Annotated in this window: 19 protein-coding genes; 13 read left to right on the top strand and 6 right to left on the bottom strand. The window is 56.1% G+C overall.

Annotation, left to right across the window (positions count from 1 at the left end):
* Positions 1-2: 2 nt before the first annotated feature.
* The 5 genes from moaC (at position 3) to HX778_RS23515 (ending at position 2,573) form a co-directional block, all read left to right on the top strand.
* The gene (gene moaC / locus HX778_RS23535) at positions 3-488 is read left to right on the top strand and encodes a cyclic pyranopterin monophosphate synthase MoaC (RefSeq protein ID WP_176983216.1); all 486 of its coding nucleotides are present in this window, start codon (positions 3-5) and stop codon (positions 486-488) included.
* Positions 481-726 carry a molybdopterin synthase sulfur carrier subunit gene (gene moaD, locus HX778_RS23530; protein WP_038474448.1) on the top strand — a complete coding sequence of 82 codons (246 nt, stop codon included), beginning with the start codon at positions 481-483 and terminating at the stop codon, positions 724-726. Before moaC ends, moaD begins: the two co-directional genes overlap by 8 nt.
* Entirely contained in the window at positions 727-1,179 is a 453-nt protein-coding gene (moaE, locus tag HX778_RS23525; RefSeq protein WP_176983215.1) for a molybdopterin synthase catalytic subunit MoaE, read from the top strand. It abuts the gene before it with no gap.
* A 90-nt stretch (positions 1,180-1,269) separates the two neighbouring features.
* Complete coding sequence (locus HX778_RS23520; protein ID WP_176983214.1) at positions 1,270-1,980, top strand: Bax inhibitor-1/YccA family protein; 711 nt, start codon at positions 1,270-1,272, stop codon at positions 1,978-1,980.
* 185 nt (positions 1,981-2,165) lie between these two features.
* Complete coding sequence (locus HX778_RS23515) at positions 2,166-2,573, top strand: YbhQ family protein (protein ID WP_038474441.1); 408 nt, start codon at positions 2,166-2,168, stop codon at positions 2,571-2,573.
* On the opposite strand, the gene HX778_RS23510 is transcribed toward HX778_RS23515, so the two are convergent.
* From HX778_RS23510 to cecR, 5 genes are read right to left on the bottom strand one after another with little or no spacing between them, the layout of a single operon-like run.
* The gene (locus HX778_RS23510; RefSeq protein ID WP_038474437.1) at positions 2,535-3,641 is read right to left on the bottom strand and encodes an ABC transporter permease; all 1,107 of its coding nucleotides are present in this window, start codon (positions 3,639-3,641) and stop codon (positions 2,535-2,537) included. The genes HX778_RS23515 and HX778_RS23510 overlap by 39 nt on opposite strands.
* A 10-nt stretch (positions 3,642-3,651) precedes the next feature.
* A complete protein-coding gene (locus HX778_RS23505; RefSeq protein ID WP_176983213.1) occupies positions 3,652-4,791 on the bottom strand; it encodes an ABC transporter permease in 1,140 nt (379 codons plus the stop codon).
* Entirely contained in the window at positions 4,778-6,526 is a 1,749-nt protein-coding gene (locus HX778_RS23500; protein WP_176983212.1) for an ATP-binding cassette domain-containing protein, read from the bottom strand. The genes HX778_RS23505 and HX778_RS23500 overlap by 14 nt, the downstream gene beginning before the upstream one ends.
* Positions 6,513-7,520, bottom strand: a complete 1,008-nt coding sequence (gene hlyD, locus HX778_RS23495; RefSeq protein WP_176983234.1) for a secretion protein HlyD — start codon at positions 7,518-7,520, stop codon at positions 6,513-6,515. The genes HX778_RS23500 and hlyD overlap by 14 nt, the downstream gene beginning before the upstream one ends.
* Positions 7,510-8,205: a transcriptional regulator CecR gene (gene cecR, locus HX778_RS23490; RefSeq protein WP_176983211.1), complete on the bottom strand. Its 696-nt coding sequence runs from the start codon at positions 8,203-8,205 to the stop codon at positions 7,510-7,512. The genes hlyD and cecR overlap by 11 nt, the downstream gene beginning before the upstream one ends.
* Positions 8,206-8,457: 252 nt before the next feature.
* On the opposite strand from cecR, the gene rhlE reads away from it, so the two are divergent.
* From rhlE to HX778_RS23455, 7 genes are all read left to right on the top strand, one after another.
* Positions 8,458-9,858: an ATP-dependent RNA helicase RhlE gene (gene rhlE, locus HX778_RS23485; protein ID WP_176983210.1), complete on the top strand. Its 1,401-nt coding sequence runs from the start codon at positions 8,458-8,460 to the stop codon at positions 9,856-9,858.
* Between the two features lie 160 nt (positions 9,859-10,018).
* Complete coding sequence (gene dusC / locus HX778_RS23480) at positions 10,019-10,954, top strand: tRNA dihydrouridine(16) synthase DusC (protein WP_176983209.1); 936 nt, start codon at positions 10,019-10,021, stop codon at positions 10,952-10,954.
* Positions 10,955-11,233: 279 nt separating this feature from the next.
* Positions 11,234-12,562, top strand: a complete 1,329-nt coding sequence (locus HX778_RS23475) for an OprD family outer membrane porin (RefSeq protein WP_176983208.1) — start codon at positions 11,234-11,236, stop codon at positions 12,560-12,562.
* 24 nt (positions 12,563-12,586) lie between these two features.
* Positions 12,587-13,477: a 5'/3'-nucleotidase SurE gene (gene surE / locus HX778_RS23470; protein WP_176983207.1), complete on the top strand. Its 891-nt coding sequence runs from the start codon at positions 12,587-12,589 to the stop codon at positions 13,475-13,477.
* Between the two features lie 161 nt (positions 13,478-13,638).
* On the top strand, positions 13,639-14,478 hold the full coding sequence (gene bglG, locus HX778_RS23465) for a transcriptional antiterminator BglG (RefSeq protein ID WP_038474413.1): 840 nt from the start codon (positions 13,639-13,641) through the stop codon (positions 14,476-14,478).
* 136 nt (positions 14,479-14,614) lie between these two features.
* Positions 14,615-16,459: a PTS beta-glucoside transporter subunit IIABC gene (gene bglF, locus HX778_RS23460; protein ID WP_038474410.1), complete on the top strand. Its 1,845-nt coding sequence runs from the start codon at positions 14,615-14,617 to the stop codon at positions 16,457-16,459.
* A 15-nt stretch (positions 16,460-16,474) separates the two neighbouring features.
* The gene (locus tag HX778_RS23455; RefSeq protein ID WP_176983206.1) at positions 16,475-17,869 is read left to right on the top strand and encodes a glycoside hydrolase family 1 protein; all 1,395 of its coding nucleotides are present in this window, start codon (positions 16,475-16,477) and stop codon (positions 17,867-17,869) included.
* Positions 17,870-17,906: 37 nt separating this feature from the next.
* Here the strand turns inward: HX778_RS23455 and HX778_RS23450 are convergent, their stop codons facing one another.
* Positions 17,907-18,827, bottom strand: coding sequence for a LysR family transcriptional regulator (locus HX778_RS23450; protein ID WP_176983205.1), 921 nt, complete (start codon positions 18,825-18,827; stop codon positions 17,907-17,909).
* Between HX778_RS23450 and HX778_RS25060 the strand changes: the two genes are divergently transcribed.
* On the top strand, positions 18,817-19,218 hold a 402-nt coding region (locus tag HX778_RS25060), incomplete at its 3' end, for a hypothetical protein (RefSeq protein ID WP_218167256.1). The genes HX778_RS23450 and HX778_RS25060 overlap by 11 nt on opposite strands.

Here is a 19,218-nt window from a genome sequence, read left to right as displayed (position 1 = left end):
TTATGTCGCAACTCACCCACATTAACGCCGCCGGAGAAGCGCATATGGTGGACGTGTCCGCCAAAGCTGAAACGGCGCGCGAAGCTCGCGCAGAAGCATTTGTTACCATGAAGCCGGAAACGCTGGCAATGATCGTTGACGGCAGCCACCACAAAGGTGACGTGTTTGCCACGGCGCGCATCGCGGGTATTCAGGCCGCGAAGCGTACCTGGGAACTGATCCCGCTGTGCCATCCGCTGCTGTTGAGCAAAGTAGAAGTGCAGCTGGAAGCCCAGACTGAACACCACCGCGTACGTATTGAGTCGCTGTGCCGTCTGAGCGGTAAAACCGGCGTTGAGATGGAAGCTCTGACGGCGGCGTCCGTCGCGGCGCTGACCATCTACGACATGTGCAAAGCGGTGCAAAAAGACATGGTTATCGGCCCGGTGCGTTTGCTGGAAAAAAGCGGTGGAAAATCCGGTGACTTCAGGGTGGAACACAATGCTTAATGTTTTGTTTTTTGCCCAGGTGCGCGAGCTGGTCGACTGCGACAGCCTGACGCTGGATGAAACCTACCGGGATGTAGAGCAGCTACGTGCAGCGTTAGCCACCAGAGGCGATCGCTGGGCGCTGGCGCTGGAATCCGGCAAGCTGCTGGCGGCGGTAAACCAAACGCTGGTGAGCTTCGACCATCCGCTTGCTAAAGGTGACGAAGTCGCTTTCTTCCCACCTGTGACAGGGGGCTAAGTGGACAGCACGCGTATTATTGTTGGCCGCGAGAATTTTAACGTCGGCGAAGAGTACCAGTGGCTTTCTCAGTGTGATGAGGACGGCGCGGTCGTAACCTTCACCGGCAAGGTCCGCAATCATAATCTGGGAGATAGCGTTAGCGCTCTGACGCTCGAACACTACCCGGGGATGACCGAAAAAGCGCTGGCCGAAATCGTTGACGATGCCAGAAGCCGCTGGCCGCTCCAGCGCGTGACGGTGATTCATCGCATCGGCGAACTGTGGCCGGGGGACGAAATTGTTTTTGTCGGCGTGACGGGCGCGCACCGTAGTTCGGCGTTTGAAGCCGCCCAGTTCATTATGGATTACCTGAAAACCCGCGCGCCGTTCTGGAAGCGTGAGGCGACTGAGGAAGGCGACCGCTGGGTTGAGGCGAGAGACAGCGACAAACAGGCGGCTAAACGCTGGTAGGCTGCGCGGCCTGTGGGATGTGTTAATCTTAAAGCGGGTGAGCCAAACAGCTCGCGTCAAAAGCTAAATTCACAACACAGAGGAAGCATCATGGACCGATTCCCGCGTCCCAATGAGACTATCGTGCAGCGTGCCAACACTGGCCTCCAGACCTTTATGGCGCAGGTCTACGGCTGGATGACCTGCGGTCTGCTTTTGACCGCCTTTATTGCCTGGTATGCAGCCAATACTCCGGCGGTAATGCAGTTTGTCTTCTCCAGTAAAATTACCTTCTTTGGCCTGATTATCGTCCAGTTGGGGCTGGTTTTTGTGCTCTCAGGCATGGTGCATAAGCTTAGCGCTGGCGTCGCGACGTCGCTGTTTATGCTTTACTCGGCGCTGACCGGGTTGACCATGGCGAGTATTTTCCTGGTATACACCTACTCGTCTATCGCCAGCACGTTCGTGGTTGCCGGCGGGATGTTTGGCGCCATGAGCCTCTATGGCTACACCACTAAGCGTGATCTGAGCGGCTTCGGCAACATGCTGTTTATGGCGCTGATCGGCATCGTTCTCGCCTCTTTGGTTAACTTCTGGCTGAAAAGCGATGTGCTGATGTGGGCTATTACCTATATCGGCGTGGTGGTGTTTGTGGGCTTAACCGCTTACGACACGCAGAAACTGAAAAATATCGGCGAGCAGATTGATACCCGCGACGCGCAAATGCTGCGTAAGTACTCCATTCTTGGCGCCTTAACGCTGTATCTGGACTTTATTAACCTGTTCCTGATGCTGCTGCGTATCTTCGGTAACCGCCGCTAATATACCCATATCCTCTCCTTCGGGAGAGGGTTTTACCCCCGCAGTTTTGCTTTTCTTTCCAGCACTTTTGCCTGCCAGAACGGAAATATATTGCAATACCTGTCACAAAAAGGGGGCGTATTGAGGAAATTTCCGTACACTTGCGTACTCTGATTAACAGGAAGAAATACTCCAGGAGATAAAACATGAAGTGGCAACAACGTGTAAGAGTGAGAACCGGACTGGGTTGCTGGCAGATTATGCTGCATCTTGCGGTGGTCGCTGTCCTGCTCGTTGGCTGGAAAACGGCAACCCTGATCCCCGTGGGAGTAGGGCTGTGCCTGCTTTATGTCGCCACCGTGGTCATGATGTTTATCTTCCAGCGTTTTCATACCGGCCTGCTGCGCGACATCGGTGACTTCCTCGAAGAGCTGACCACCACCTGGTATTTCGGCAATGCGATGATTGCCCTGTGGCTACTGTCACGCGTGGTGCAGAGCCACCTTCTTCTGGGGCTGGCCGGCCTGGCGATGCTCGCGGGACCGGCTATTTACTCTCTGCTCGCGAAAGACAAATCAGGCAATCTTGCGCCTAAACATCCAGTACGCCGCTGATCCTGTCGTGGCCGCAATCACCAGCAGCGGCCATAAACTCTGCCAGACAATCCCAAAGTTCGCATCCTTCAGGTAAATCTGCTTCGTGATGTCGGTGAAATGGCGAATCGGGTTTATCCACGTTAAATCCTGCAGCCACACCGGCATATTTTCTACCGGCGAGACATAGCCGGAAAGCAGGATCGCCGGCATCATAAAGACAAACACGCCGATAAACGCCTGCTGCTGGGTGGAGCAGAGGGCGGAAATCAGCAGCCCGAATCCCACCAGCGACAGCCCGTAGATAATCATCGTGAAGTAAAACAGCAGCAGCGAGCCGGAGAAGGGGATGTGATACCCCCAAATCCCTACCGCCAGAACGATACTGGCCTGAACCAGTGCCACAATCTGTGCCGGAACCGCCTTGCCGATAAAGATTTGCCAGGTCGCCAGAGGAGAAACCAGCAGCTGGTCGAGCGTGCCTTGCTCACGTTCACGGGCGACGGAAAGCGATGTCACGATCATCACCCCGATAGTGGTTATCATCGCTATCAGCGACGGCACCACGAACCATTTGTAATCCAGGTTTGGGTTATACCAGTTGCGGATCGTCAGCTCGCTATTGTTTGGCTTCGGCATGCCCGTCATCAGCTCTTGCTGGTAGTTATTAACGATTTGCTGGAGATAGTTGGCGGCAATCTGGGCGCTGTTTGAGTTGCGCCCGTCGAGCAGAATTTGCAGCTTCGCCGGCTGCTGGCTGGCGATGTCGCGCGAGAAATTAGCCGGGAAGCGAATCAGCAGTAACGCTTTCTGGTTGTCGATGGTCGGCTGTATTTCCTGCGGGCTTTTTAGCAGCAGCACGTTGCTGAAGGCGCTGGCGCGAGCAAAGCGCTGGGTCAGCTCAATCGAATGGCTGCCGTTATCCTCGTTATAAATGGCGATGGTGGCGTTAGTCACCTCAAGGGTGGCGGCAAACGGAAACAAAAGCACCTGTAGCAGCACCGGCAAAATAAGGATGGCGCGGGTTTGCGGCTCGCGCAGCAGCGACTGCAACTCTTTGCGAATTAGCGTCCATAAACGATAAAACATGCTTTCTCCCTTAATCGAGCCGACGTTTAGTTTTCAGCGCCGTCAGGCCGATAAACATCACCGCCGAGGCAATTAAAAACAGCGTGTTGACGATAAGCACCGAGGTGATATTGCCGGCCAAAAACAGGCTTTGTAGGGTGCTGACGAAGTAGCGCGCCGGAATAACATAGGTTACTGCCCGGATAATGGCCGGCATGCTGTCTATCTGGAAAATAAAGCCTGACAGCATGATGGACGGCAAAAAGGCGGCGTTAAGCGCGACCTGCGCGGCATTGAACTGGTTGCGGGTAATGGTGGAAATCAGCAAGCCCATGCCCAGCGTGCTGAGTAAAAAGAGGCTGGTTATCAGGAACAGCAGAATCAGCGAGCCGCGCCAGGGCACGCCGAGGATAAACACCGTCACCAGCATACAAAGCAGCATCGCCAGCATGCCCAGCACGTAGTAAGGCACCAGCTTGCAGAGCAGCAGTTCGGTGCGCGTCACCTGGGTTGAAAGCAGCGCCTCCATGGTGCCGCGCTCCCATTCCCGGGCCACGACCAGTGAGGTCAGTATCGCGCCGATAACTGTCATAATGATGGTCACCGCACCGGGAATAATAAAGTGCTGGCTGATGGCGGCGGGGTTAAACCAGTAGCGAAGCTGCACGTCGATTAGCGGCTCAAAATGTTCGCCGCGATCTTCCGCCCGCTGCTGTTGCCAAAGCTGCCAGATCCCCTGCATATAGCCCTGAACAAAGTTAGCCGTGTTCGGTTCACTGCCGTCGGTAATGACCTGAATCGGGGCCGTGGCGCCGGGCCGCGCCATATTTTGTGCAAAGTCGGTGGGAATAGTGACCATGCCGCGAATTTTCCCGGCCTGCATCTGCTGAATAAGCTGTTCGCGGTTATCGCTGATGGTGGGCTGAATAAACGGCGAGGCGCTGATGGCATGGGTGAAATCCAGAGCGTCTTCACTCTGCTGCTCGATCAGAACGCCGACGTGAAGGCGGCTGGAGTCGAGGTTGATGCCATAGCCGAAGATAAACAGCAGCAGCAAAGGGATAACCACGGCGATTAACCAACTGCTGGGGTCGCGCACAATTTGCCGCGTTTCTTTCACGCACAGGGCACGGACGCGGCGCCACGATACCCTCTGGCTATGTTCGCTCATCGCTATGTTCCTTATCCCATTCGTGAATCAGCCCGATAAACGCCTGCTCCATGGTCGGGTCCGGCGTTTCGTCATCCGCCACCTGCTGCTTCAGGTCGTCCGGCGTGCCGCTGGCAATCAGCTTGCCCCGGTACACCAGGCCTATACGGTCGCAGTATTCGGCCTCATCCATAAAGTGAGTGGTCACCATCACCGTGACGCCTTTCTCCACCATGCTGTTGATATGCAGCCAGAATTCGCGTCGGGTGATCGGGTCGACGCCGGAAGTCGGTTCGTCAAGAAACAGAATGTCCGGTTCGTGCATCAGCGAACAGGCGAGCGCCAGCCGCTGCTTAAAGCCCAGTGGAAGCGAGTCCGTAGTGCTATTGGCGATAGGCTGCAGCGCAAACGCCTCGCTCATGCGGTTAATTTTGTCCTGTTGGGCACGTCCACGCAGGCCATAAACCCCGGAGAAGAAACGCAGGTTCTGCGCTACCGTCAGGTTGCCGTAAAGCGAGAATTTCTGAGCCATATAGCCAAGATGCTGGCGCGCCTTGCCTGAGCTGGTTTTCAGGTCCATATCCAGCACCAGCGCCTTACCCGAAGTGGGGACTAACAAACCGCACATCATCTTGAAGGTGGTGGACTTCCCCGCGCCGTTGGGGCCGAGCAGCCCGAAGATTTCACCGCGCTTAACGGCAAAGTTAACGTGGTCGGTTGCCGCAAAGTCGCCAAATTTTTTGGTCAGCTCTTCGGCCTGAATTACCGTCTCGCCGGACTCGCCTTCAACGGTATGAAGAATATCGCCGAGCGGGGATTCGTTAGTAGTGGCCCCGCCCAGTAAATCAATAAAGGCGTCTTCAAAGCGCGGGTCGGTTTCTTTCAGGCTGGACTCAGAGACATTCAACGCGTTAGCCAGTTCGCTGATGTTGGAATCCTTAGCAAGGATAAGCCGTACCGAGCGTCCCTGAATCACACCGTCGCTGACCTGCGGCAGCTTCAGGGCCCGCTGAAGAAGCTGGCGGTTGTTTTCGTGCTCATGGCTGACCAGCAGCGAGCGCCCGGCCATCTTCTGCGTCAGCGCTTTCGGCGCGCCGTGATAAAGCAGCTCACCTTCGTTCATCAGCAAAATTTCCCGGCACTGCTCGGCTTCGTCCAGATATGACGTGCTCCAGAGGATCAGCATGCCTTCACCCGCCAGCTCGTGCACCATCTGCCATAGTTCGCGTCTTGAGATAGGGTCAACGCCCACGCCGGGCTCATCCAGCAGCAGCACTTTAGGCTGGCCGACCAGGGTGCAGGCGAGGCCAAGTTTTTGCTTCATCCCACCGGAGAGCTTGCCCGCCAGGCGCCCGGTAAATGGCCCCAGGGATGTAAACTCCAGCAGTCGGGCAAACGTGTTCTTACGCTGCTCCCCGGTCACGCCTCGCAGGTCGGCATAAAGCGTGAGGTTTTCCATCACCGTTAAATCTTCGTACAGGCCAAACTTTTGCGGCATATAGCCCAGTTCAGCACGCAGGGCGCGATCGTCTTTAATCGGGTCGAGGCCGATAACCGAGGCCGTTCCTTCGCCAGGTTGCAGCAAACCGGCAAGCATCCTCATCAGCGTGGTTTTCCCCGCGCCGTCGGGGCCAACCAGCCCGGTCACCGCTCCCGCGTGAATTTCGCAATCAAGGCTGGCGACCGCCGGTTTTTCCAGATCGGGGAAGCGTTTTACCAGCCCCTGCAGGCGAATTACCGCGTCATTGCTGCTCATGCTGTGTTCCGCCGTTGAATTTCACCGTGACCGGCATGCCCTGGCGCAGCGCGTCATCTGCATCGGTGACGATAATACGTAAGCGATAGACTAAATCCGTGCGCAGATCCGGTGTTTCAACCGTTTTTGGGGTGAACTCCGCAGTCGGTGACACAAAACCTACCTTGCCGTGGTAAGGCTTGTCCGGGCGGCCATCGGTGTAAATCAGCAGTTCGCTGCCGGGTTTGGCCTGCCCAAGATTGGTTTCGTCGATATAGGCGCGGATCCACACCGGGCGGGTAAGTGAAAGCGTGAGTACCGTACTGCCTGCGTTAAGCATGCTGCCGGGCTCAACGGCGCGGGTTAACAGCGTGCCGTCAGAAGGAGCGAGCAGGGTGGTGTCCTGCAGGTCGAGCTGAGACTGTGCCAGCTGCGCTTTGGCCTGCTGCAGGCTGGCCTGAGCCTGAGCAATTTCCTGCGGGCGGTTGCCGCTGCGGTATTGGCTGAGTTTGTCCTGGGCCGCTTTCAGCGTGGCTTTTGCCTGGTCGCTTGAGGAGCGGGCGTTGGCTAAGTCATTCGCCGAGATGGTTTTTGTCGCCCAAAGCCCCTGCTGGCGCTGGTAAAAGTTCTGCGCATAATCATAGGCGGCCTGGGCCTGATTAACCTGAGCGGCCGCCTGAGCAATTTCTTCATCGCGATAGCCGGCAATGATCAAATCGTATTTGGCCTGCGCCGCCGCCACGTTTGCCTCTGCCTGACGCAGGGCGTTTTCATAAGGCGCTTTGTCAATCAACCCCAATGGCTCACCGGCCTTGATGGCATCGCCCTCGTCAACCTCAAGCGCTGCAAGACGACCGCCAACGCGGAAGCTCAGGTTAACGGTGCGAATATCCACGTTGCCGTAAAGCGTTAGCTCACTGTTCTGCTGGCTTTGATACCATTTCCAGCCACCAAAGGCCGCGGCCACGAGCACTAAAATGACAATGACGGCAATCACCGGCTTCTTACTGTTCATCACTAACGTGTCCTCTGTTTACGGATAATCCCTGCAGGATGAAATCAACGTGGCTCAGCACCACGCGGCTTATTTGCTGCACCTTTGCCTGGTCAAACTGCGGCCAGCCGGTGCGTAACAGAATCGTTTCTCGCCCAAGCCGGAAGGCCAGCACCTGGCCGAGCAGCGTATGGGTATGCAAAATCGTGTCGGTATCAAAAGGATCCCGCCCGGTGTAGTGCGCAACCAGCGTGGTCAGCAGGGAGTGCATGGGGTCGATAACCTGCTGGTGAATAAGCTGATAGGCAGCGGTGGGGGAAAGCTGTTCGCGGGAGATAAATTTGCTCAGATTAAGCGTGTCGTCCGCGGTCAGCAGGGCGATCATCTGCCCGAGCGCGGTATGAATAAGATGGCGTATTTTCTGCTGGTCCGGCTCGGTCTGGCTCAGCAGTGCTTCTGCGGCGGCAACGTGCTCGTGAAAATTACCGCTGATGAAGTCGGCAATACACTGAGCGGAGGCCATATACAGCGCTTCTTTGGAGCCAAAGTAATAGGTAATGGCGGCTATATTTTGCCCGGCCTGAGCGGCGATATCGCGCGTAGTAGCATGCATGCCGTATTCGGCAAATTGCGCTATCGCGGCGGTAATTAGCGTATTTTTAGCCTGCTCTCCGCGGCTGGTGACGGGCGTCGGCGAAGGTGTCATACCGACCTCTTAAAAGTTAATCAATCGATTGATTAAGCGTAAGCAAAGTTATCGAGCCTGTCCAGCACAAGGCTTTATTCTGTTGACTGCGCCGAAAGTGAGAATTTATGCGGAAGATCACAAAAACTGCTACACTGCTCGCGAACGGCGCCGTGGTTTGCGCCTCCTCTCTTCGCCAGCTTAGCGCTGGCGCGTGATGTTCCCCCTGGAAACTACACCGCACATTGCGGTCAGGGCGGTTCTGGAGTTCCTATGTCTTTTGATTCTCTCGGCCTGAATGCCGATATTTTGCGTGCGGTGGAAGAGCAGGGCTATCGTGAGCCTACCCCAATCCAGCGTCAGGCAATTCCGGTAGTGTTAGCAGGCCGTGACCTGATGGCCAGTGCCCAAACCGGTACCGGCAAGACCGCAGGTTTTACCCTGCCGCTGTTACAGCGTCTGACCGACAGCGCGCCTCACCTGAAGGGCCGTCGCCCGGTGCGTGCGCTGATCCTCACCCCTACCCGCGAACTGGCGGCGCAGATTGGTGAGAACGTCCGCGACTACAGCAAATATTTGAATATCCGCTCGCTGGTTGTCTTCGGCGGCGTGAGCATTAACCCGCAGATGATGAAGCTGCGCGGTGGCGTGGATGTGCTGGTAGCGACCCCGGGTCGTCTGCTGGATCTTGAGCATCAGAACGCCGTGAAACTCGACCAGATCGAGATCCTCGTACTGGATGAAGCCGACCGCATGCTGGACATGGGCTTTATCCATGATATCCGCCGCGTGCTGGCTAAGCTGCCTGCGCGTCGCCAGAACCTGCTGTTCTCGGCAACCTTCTCCGACGACATTAAAGGCCTGGCTGAAAAGCTGCTGCATAACCCGGAAGAAGTGGAAGTGGCTCGCCGCAACACGGCTTCTGAGCAGGTCACTCAGCACGTTCACTTTGTGGATAAAAAGCGCAAGCGGGAACTGCTGTCGCAGATGATTGGCGAAGGCGACTGGCAGCAGGTGCTGGTGTTTACCCGCACCAAGCATGGCGCTAACCACCTTGCTGAGCAGCTGCAAAAAGACGGCATTACCGCGGCGGCAATCCACGGTAACAAGAGTCAGGGTGCCCGTACTCGCGCGCTGGCCGACTTCAAAAGCGGCGGCATTCGCGTGCTGGTTGCGACCGATATCGCGGCTCGCGGTCTGGATATCGAAGAGCTGCCGCACGTCGTTAACTACGAGCTGCCGAACGTCCCGGAAGACTACGTGCACCGTATTGGCCGTACCGGTCGTGCAGCGGCCACGGGCGAAGCGCTGTCTCTGGTTTGTGTCGATGAGCATAAGCTGTTGCGCGATATTGAGCGTCTACTGAAGCGTGAGATCCCACGTATGGCGCTGGAGGGATACGCGGTTGATCCGTCGATTCCAGCCGAGCCTATCGTGAACGGTCGCCAGCAGCGTGGCGGCGGCGGCGGTCGTGGTGGCCAGGGCGGTCGCGGTGGTCAAAGCCAGGGTCAGGGCCAACGTCGCAGCGGCAACGGCGGTAGCGCTAATGCCTCCGGCGATCGTAACAACGGCCCGCGTCGCAGCGGTAAACCGCAGGGCGAAGGTGCAGCGAAGCCGGCAGGTGAAAACGCCCGTCGTCGTCGTCCACCGCGTAAGCCAGCCTCGGCGCAGTAAGTTTTTTATACCCTCACCCTAACCCTCTCCCTAAAAGGGAGAGGGGATTAAAGACGTCCTGTGTTCCCCTTCGGGGCGAGGGGCTATGTTTTCCCCCTTCTCCTCTTTGGGGAGAGGGCCGGGGTGAGGGGACAACAACACAAATATTATCGGATGCGTCATGCGTGTTCTTCTTGCCCCGATGGAAGGCGTTCTCGACTCTTTAGTTCGCGAACTTCTTACCGAGGTTAACGACTACGATCTCTGTATCACCGAATTCCTTCGCGTGGTCGATCAGCTTTTACCGGCTAAATCCTTTCTCAAACTTTGCCCTGAACTTAACCACGCCAGCCGCACGCCGTCTGGAACGTTGGTCCGCGTTCAGCTGTTAGGGCAGTACCCACAGTGGCTGGCTGAGAACGCCGCTCGCGCGGTCGAGCTGGGTTCCTGGGGCGTTGACCTGAACTGCGGTTGCCCGTCTAAGCTGGTCAACGGCAGCGGCGGGGGCGCTACTCTGCTGAAAGATCCTGAACTTATTTATCGTGGGGCGAAAGCCATGCGTGAGGCCGTTCCCGCGCATTTACCGGTCACGGTAAAAATTCGCCTTGGCTGGGACAGCGGCGCGCGGCAGTTTGAAATTGCCGATGCGGTGGAGCAGGCGGGGGCGACGGAGCTGGTGGTTCACGGACGCACCAAAGAAGATGGCTATAAAGCCGAGCTTATCAACTGGGGTGCTATCGGCGAAATTCGCCAGCGGCTGTCGATTCCGGTCATCGCTAACGGTGAAATCTGGGACTGGCAGAGCGCGCAGGACTGCCTTGCGGCGACGGGGTGTGACTCTGTGATGATCGGCCGCGGGGCGTTAAATGTACCGAACCTGAGCCGCGTGATTAAATATAACGAAGCACGTATGCCGTGGGCCGACGTCGTTACGCTTTTGCAAAAATACAGCCGCCTCGAAAAACAGGGCGACACAGGCATGTACCACGTGGCGCGTATTAAGCAGTGGCTTGGCTATTTACGTAAAGAATACGTAGAGGCAACGGAGCTGTTTACGGTTATTCGTACGCTAAAAACGTCTGGAGATATCGCCCACGTGATTGGTGCGTTGAAATAAATTTTCCTATAGAACCCGTTAATTGATGCTTTAATTAATGGGCTTTTTTTGTTGTATAACTTCCTTTCTTACATTCAATTCTGAATCGGCTTCACAAATTTCCATCTTTCTTCTTTTTAATGCTGGAGCTTATTTCAGTGAGATGACAGTATGACGGCGTAAAATAAATAAAGGATTGTTACTGTCTAACAGGCAAAACCTAAGTTTTTTCTCCGGTAGTCGGGGGCGAAACTTAGGTTTTTTTTTAACTTTTTTTTATTAAAACAAGGGACGTTTACCATGTGCTCACACACAAAAATAACAGGCGGCATGATGCTGCTGCTGAGTTTGGGAGGAATTCCAGATGCTTTAGCGGATTATTCCCACTATGACGGCGGGCTGCTCACGGACAGCCATCTTGACGCTACGTTAAAAAATGTCTGGATGCTTAACACGTCAGATGCGATGGCAGATCGGGGCATCGGGGACCAGATTGCCTGGGCTCAGGCGCTGCACCTGGACTGGCAAAGCGGCTGGCTGTGGGATCATGTTGGGGTCGATGCTTCGTGGTATGGGGTGGCTAAACTCTATGCTAACGACGCGTTCTACGGCAGGGATTTACTGCGGGATAAAAACGGTAAAGCACAGGGCTTCAATAAGCTCGGGCAACTGTACGCCAAAGCGCGCTGGGGCGATCCACAACGCCACCTGTCGCTGTGGGCAGGCTGGCGGCAGCTCTATAAATTTGCCGCGCTAAATGTGACCCGCAGCCGCGCCGCGCCGAGTACCTGGGAAGGCGTTAGCTCTGAACTAGCCTGGGATGCCTTTGGCGCAAAGGCCGCCGTCGTTAACCGTTTTTCGGAACGAGATGAGCCGGAAAAGCGCCGTTTTAGAACCCTGAAATCCAACAAGCAAATAGACTATATCGCCACCGGAGAGCTGAGCTGGGTACCCGCTAAGGGCAGTAAAATCAGCTATATCGCCGCCGAGAGTGATAGCTATCTTCTGCGTCACGGGCTTGAGGCCAACGCTCTCGTGCCGCTGACGGATGACTTCAACCTGCTGGCAAGGAGCACCTACTATTACGCCCGCGGCCTTAGCGAATGGGAGGGTGCCCGTGGGTTTAGCCGCAGCGCACAACACCTGTTTGCACTTGTCGGCTATCAGTACGGGCGTTCTGAATCCGGGTTCGGCTGGTCGCATACCCAGGCCAGTCTGGATAATGGTTTAGGCCACTTCTATTGGCATTTTGGTAAAAATACGCGAGGTGCCTTTAATAGCAAAGCCGACGGTGAAGGTAATGACTATATCAATGACGGGGAGCAGATGCTGTATTTATACAGCCAGTATCAGCTCCTGCCTGAGCTATTAGTCGGCGTGTACGGTAATTACGGCTTTGGAATGGAATATAAAGGCGTGAGTTTAAAAGAGTGGGAGTATGGCGGCTATTTTCTCTGGAATAGCCCGCAGATTAAAGGCTTGAATGTATTTGCCGGGTTCGGCCCGAGCTATAGCTGGAAATTAACCTCTGCCGGAGCGCCTTCTCTCGCCAGTGATAATAGTACTTTCCGTCGTGCGAAAGGCGTTGGGGGAAGTGTGCGCATTGAATATCGGTTTAATCTACTTTGATAACGTTATAAATAAGGAGTAAATATGAAAAAGAATATTATCGCCGGACTGGTGCTTACGTTAATGGCGGGCTCTGCCTTTGCCGCCGAGCGCCCCATGCGTATTCTGTTAGTCAATGACGATGGCTGCCAGTCGGTGGGGACCACCTCATTGCAGGAGAAACTGGCGGCGAAAGGGTATGACGTCTGGATGGTTGCCCCCGCCACTAATCAAAGCGGTATTGGCTCGGCCATTACCTTCAAGCCGAATAAAATTTTCGACGTCAAAAAGGTCGCTGATAAGCGCTACTGCTTCCCGGGTACGCCGGCAGACTCCCTTGATTTTGGCGTGCTGGGCGTGATGAAAGAGACGCCTCCTGATCTGGTTATCTCCGGCGTTAATGATGGGCCAAACACCGGCGTCGCGCAGCTTAATTCGGGCACTATTGGTGCTGCCGCTCGTGCTGTTCGTTACGGCTACCCGTCTATTGCCGCCAGCATTGGCTATATTCTCAGCGAGCAGGAGATGAAGGCTGGTTGGCCAAGTACCCATAAGTACTGGCCGGATTCCGTCGATTACGTCTCCGGCCTGGTGGATACGCTGGCAAAAACCTGGCAGCCGGGCAAGCCGGTTCTGCCCGCGGGGTCAGGTTTAAGCATCAACTATCCGCCGCTGGAAAAGAAGGCCGTTAAGGGCGTGAAATTTGTTGAGAACGAGCGTAACCCGGTGCCGCAGCACTATTACAAGCTGCTCCCGGACGGCAAAGCTCAGCAAATCATGAGTGAAAAAGTGCTGACGCCGGTGGACACTGACACCGATACCGGCTGGCTGAACCGCGGGTACATCACCTGGACCGTTTTTGACGGAGAGTGGAACGCCCCGCAGTTTGACGAACAGTACCGCAAGCTGTTTTCCGTGGAGGCTGAAGCCAAATAGCAACCCGGTGCCGCGATCGTTATCACGCTTTTCGCCCTGCGCGCTTGAGCGATATATTCTCCGTGATAGAGTGCGGAAGTTGGATTGTTACTGCGCTTAGCAGGCAAAACCTGATTATCTGGCTCTGCCAGAGGTCAGGTTTTTTTGTTTCTGGGGTAACCATGGAAATTGCCAAGATACTGAACAACAACGTAGTGGTTATCCTCGACGAACACCAGCGCGAGCAGGTGGTAATGGGAAAGGGGCTGGGGTTTCAAAAGCAGCCGGGCGATAGCCTCGACCGCAGCAAGATAGAAAAGGTTTTTGCCCTGCAAAGCGATGAGCTGGTGGCGCGGTTAAGTGAACTGTTGAACCAGATCCCGCTGGAGGTGATGACCGCCTGCGACAGGATTATTCAACTGGCGCGTGAGCGGCTCGGCAAGCTGCAGGAAAGTCTCTACATTTCGCTCACCGACCACTGCCACTTTGCGATTGAGCGTCAGAAAAAGGGCATGGCCATTCGCAACGTGCTGCTCTGGGAGATCAAGCGCCTTTATCCCAGGGAGTTTTCCCTGGGCGTTGAGGCGCTTGGCATTATCGACCAGCGCCTTGGCGTGCGGCTGGCGGAAGATGAGGCAGGGTTTATTGCGCTGCACCTGGTGACCGCCCAGCTTGCAGGAGAGATGCCGGAGGTCATGGACGTTACTCGCGTGATGCAGGAAATTCTGCATATCGTGAAGTACCAGCTGCAAATTGAGTACCAGGAAGAGAGCCTGAGCTACCAGCGTTTCGTGACGCATTTGAAGTTTTTTGCCCAAAGAATGCTAAATCGTACCACCGTCGCGGATGACGACGAAACGCTGCACGTGGCGGTGAAAGAGAACTATCCGCTGGCGTGGCGCTGTGCGGAAAAACTTCAGCGCCACCTGGCCAAAAGCTATCAGCGTGAGCTGACCAACGAAGAAATAATGTTCCTCGCCATTCATATCGAGCGAGTACGTAAAGAGAGCCAAAAGGCTTAAACAACAAGACGGATTGTTACTGCTTCGGCAGGCAAAACCTGAGCATTAGCTTCCCTGCGGGGCGGCCGGCTCAGGTTTTTTTTTAACCTTACTCAGCACATTTCGCCTGCGGGCGTGACGTAAAAGGAAAGCGGTTATGGACTATCAAGGGCTGGCGCAGGACATTCTGAAGCATGTCGGCGGGAAGGCGAACATCGTTAGCCTGGTGCACTGTGCGACCAGGCTGCGCTTTAAGCTGAAAGACAACGCCCTCGCGGACGCCGGGCTAAAGAATAATCCCGGCGTTATCATGGTAGTGGAGAGCGGTGGGCAATTTCAGGTGGTGATTGGCAACCACGTGCACGATGTTTATTCGGCAGTGTGTCTGGCTGCGGGCATCAATGAAGACGCCTCGCCACAGGAAAGCAAAGGGGAAAAAAACAATCCGTTGAACCGGCTGATCGACATTGTTTCGGCTATTTTTACACCTTTCCTTGGCGTTATGGCCGCCTCCGGTATTCTCAAGGGGATGCTGTCGCTTAGCGTCGTTTGTGGCTGGCTGAATACCGAATCAGCCACCTATAAAATCTGGTTTGCGGCCAGTGATTCGCTGTTTTATTTCTTCCCGTTGGTTCTGGGCTACACGGCCGGGAAAAAATTTGGCGGCAGCCCGTTCCTGACCATGGCCATCGGCGGGGCTTTAACGCACCCTCTGATTACTCAGGCTTTTGAAGCCGCATCCCAGCCGGAACGTTTTCTTGGTATTCCGGTGACCTTTATCAACTACAGCTCGTCTGTCATCCCGATTATCTTTGCCGCCTGGGCCAGCTGCTGGCTCGAAAAGCGCTGCAATAAGGTATTCCCGGCGGCGATGAAGAATTTTTTCACCCCTCTGGTCTGCCTGGGCGTCGTGGTTCCGCTTACGTTTCTGGTGATTGGCCCGGCGGCAACCTGGCTTAGCCAGATGCTGGCACACGGCTATCAGGCTATTTACGCCTTTGCACCGTGGCTGGCGGGAACCGTGATGGGGGCTATCTGGCAGATCTGCGTGATCTTCGGCCTGCACTGGGGGCTGGTGCCCATCATGATCAACAACCTCAGCGTGCTGGGTCACGACACGCTGATGCCGCTCCTGCTTCCGGCGGTGATGGGGCAGGTGGGGGCCACGCTCGGGGTCTTCCTCTCCACGCGAGACGCCAAACTTAAAGTGCTGTCCGGCTCGGCGGTCACCGCCGGGCTCTTTGGCATAACAGAACCCGCTGTATATGGCGTGACGTTGCCCAATCGCCGCCCCTTCATTTTTGGCTGTATTGCGGGGGGCATCGGCGGGGCTATCGTCGGCTTTAGCCAGAGCAACCTCTACTCCTTCGGGCTGGCGAGCATTTTCAGCCTGGCGCAAATGCTGCCTCCTGGCGGCATGGACAGCACCGTCTGGGGCGCGATTATCGGTACCGTACTGTCGCTGGTGCTGGCCTGCGGGTTGACCTGGGCCTTTGGCCTGCCGCGCAGCGTGCAGTCCGCTTCATTACCAACGGCCATAGCCGGAGATGACAGCATTCTGGCCCCGATGAGCGGCACCGTGCTGGAGATGGACCAGGTCCCTGACGCCACTTTTGCCGGGGGATTGTTAGGCAAGGGCGCGGCCATCATTCCGCTGAACAATGAAGTCCGCGCGCCGTTTTACGGTGAGGTTGCCTCGCTGTTCCAGACTCGCCACGCCATTGGCCTGCTGAGCGACAGCGGTATCGAAGTTTTAATCCACGTTGGTATCGACACGGTGAAGCTGGATGGACAGCACTTCACCGCACACGTCCAGCCGGGGGACAAAATTAAACCCGGCGATCTGCTGATTGAATTCGACCGCGAGGCGATCCTTGCCGCCGGGTACGATCTCGCCACGCCGATAATCGTCAGCAATAGCGATGATTACCAGGGTGTGACGCGCGTGGCGCAGCAGTCCACCCTCAATTCAGGTATGCCGTTCCTGACGGTAGAACGTTAAGCAAAGGAGAATGATATGACAGCATTTCCGAAGACATTTCTGTGGGGCGGCGCTATTGCCGCCAATCAGGTCGAAGGCGCGTGGCAGGAGGACGGGAAGGGCATTTCTACCTCGGACGTCATGCAGCAGGGGGTTTTTGGCGCGCAGAAAGAGCGCGTGCCGGGGGATAACGGGATCAAAGACATCGCCATCGATTTCTACCATCGTTACCCGCAGGATGTTGCGCTGTTTGCCGAAATGGGGTTCAGCTGCCTGCGAATTTCTATCGCCTGGACGCGTATCTTCCCGCAGGGCGACGAGCTTGAGCCGAACGAGGCCGGGCTGGCGTTTTACGACAAGCTGTTTGATGAGCTGGCGCAGCATGGCATTCAGCCGATGGTGACCTTGTCCCACTACGAAATGCCGTGGGGCCTGGTTAAGCAATACGGCGGCTGGGGCAATCGCAAAGTTATTGACTGCTTCGAACGCTATGCGCGCTGCGTTTTCAGCCGCTATCAGCACAAGGTAAAGCTGTGGCTGACGTTCAATGAGATCAACATGTCGCTGCACGCGCCGCTGACCGGCGTTGGGCTTGAAGGCGAGCCGGAGAAAGGCGCAGTTTACCAGGCTATTCATCACCAGCTGGTTGCCAGCAGCCTGGCGGTTAAGGCCTGCCATGAAATCATTCCTGACGCAAAAATTGGCAATATGCTGCTGGGTGGCCTGATGTACCCGCTCACCTGCAAGCCAGACGACGTGCTGGAAACGCTGCAGGAAAACCGTAGCTGGTTATTCTTCGGCGACGTTCAGTGCCGGGGCAGCTATCCGGGCTATATGCTGCGCTATTTCCGTGATAACGGCATTCAGCTTGAAATCAGCGAGAACGATCGTGAGATCCTGAAAAATACCGTCGATTTTATCTCGTTTAGCTACTACATGACCGGCTGCGTCACGGCGGATGAAGAGCTTAACGCAAAGGCGCGAGGCAACATTCTCAGCATGGTGCCGAACCCGCATCTGGCAAGCTCCGAGTGGGGCTGGCAGATTGATCCGGTAGGGCTACGCATTTTGCTCAACACGCTGTGGGATCGCTATCAGAAGCCGCTGTTTATCGTTGAAAACGGCCTGGGGGCGAAAGACAAACCCGAAGCCGACGGTACGATCAACGATGACTATCGCATCAGCTATCTGAACGACCATCTGGTGCAGGTGGGCGAGGCAATTGAGGACGGTGTAGAAATGCTGGGTTACACCAGTTGGGGGCCTATCGACCTGGTCAGCGCCTCGAAGGCCGAGCTGTCGAAGCGCTACGGGTTTATCTATGTGGACCGTGATGACCAGGGAAATGGCTCGCTGGCGCGTTCAAGAAAGAAAAGCTTCCACTGGTACAAAGAGGTTATTGCCACCAACGGCGGCAGCCTCAAGCGCTAAGTTGTAACCACAGGAGGGCTCTTCACCTTGCCCTCTGTCAGGCGACATTCACCAGCCGCTGAATAAACCCGCGCAGCCACATCAGCGCGGCGTCGCTGTTATGGCGCTGATGCCAGAGCAGAGCGACCTCAAACGGCGGTATTTCAACGGGAACCGGGCTGGCAGTCAGCCCCCAGGTTTTCTGCCAGCTCTCTGACAGCCCCGCAGGCACCGTTGCCAGCGCGGGCATTTGCATCAGCAGGCCCGGCAGCGCGGCAAAATGCGGCGTAGTGTAGCTGACGTGGCGCGTCTGCCCGAGCTTCGCCAGCAGAGTGTCTATCTGGCTGCTGTTGGCTTCGCGATAGCTGACCAGCACGTGCTGATGGGCTACGTACTCTTCCAGCGACAGCGAAGCGCTGGCCTCTACTTGCTGCGGTTGCCAGAGCGTCACAAAACCCATGCTGGTCAGCACCTCGCGCTCCAGCCAGCGGGCGCTTTGATTCGCCACGCTTATCGCCATATCCAGCTCGCCGCCTTCCAGCCTTTGAGCATCGGTAAACGGATCGCTTGCCACGACGTTAATGCGCATGCCCGGCGCATCCTGTTTCAGCGCGGGAATGAGTTTTGGCATCAGCCACATTTCGACCCAGTCGGTCATGCCGATGGTGACGGTGGCTTTGGCGCTGGCCGGGCAGAATTCCGCCTGCTGGAAAAGGGCACTTTGCAGCTGCTCCAGCAGGGGCATCAGCTCGGTGTGCAGTTCGCTTGCGCGGGCGGTGGGCTGCATGCGGTGGCCGCTGCGGATAAACAGCGGGTCGTCGAACATATCACGCAGCCTTGCCAGCGCGCCGCTCACTGCGGGCTGCCCGAGGTGCAGCTTGTCGGCAGCCAGCGACACGCTTTGCTCGCGGAACAGCACCGCAAAAGCGATCAGCAAATTAAGATCGATTTTGCGGAAATCATTTTCTTTGATAGTCATTATTTCTCCAATCAATTGGCGTGATGATACGCCCGACGGGATACTGACGGCAAGTGGGCTGGGGGCGTTGAGGCTATCACTTATACACATTTTCCTTTCAAATTCTCCAGGAGATATCTTTCGCTCCGCAGTTATTCCATTCCCCTGTACATTTGTTTCCCCTGCACGCTCGGAGCACGGTGAACCCGCCGCGATGATCGCCGGGAACAAATATTCCCTCACCCCAGCCCTCTCCCAGAGGGAGAGGGGGAAAACAGACGATGGGGTACATTATTTATTCCCTCTCCCTTCCAGGGAGAGGGTTAGGGTGAGGGTAAAAATAAGAAGCGAGGCCAGGGTCCGGCCGTCGGGAACGCGCCTCAGCGGTCGATTTATTTCGCCGGTCGTCCGG

Source organism: Cedecea sp. P7760, assembly GCF_013386425.1.
GTDB classification, from domain to species: Bacteria; Pseudomonadota; Gammaproteobacteria; order Enterobacterales; family Enterobacteriaceae; genus Cedecea; species Cedecea selenatireducens.
This window is presented reverse-complemented; position numbering and strand designations above follow the sequence as displayed.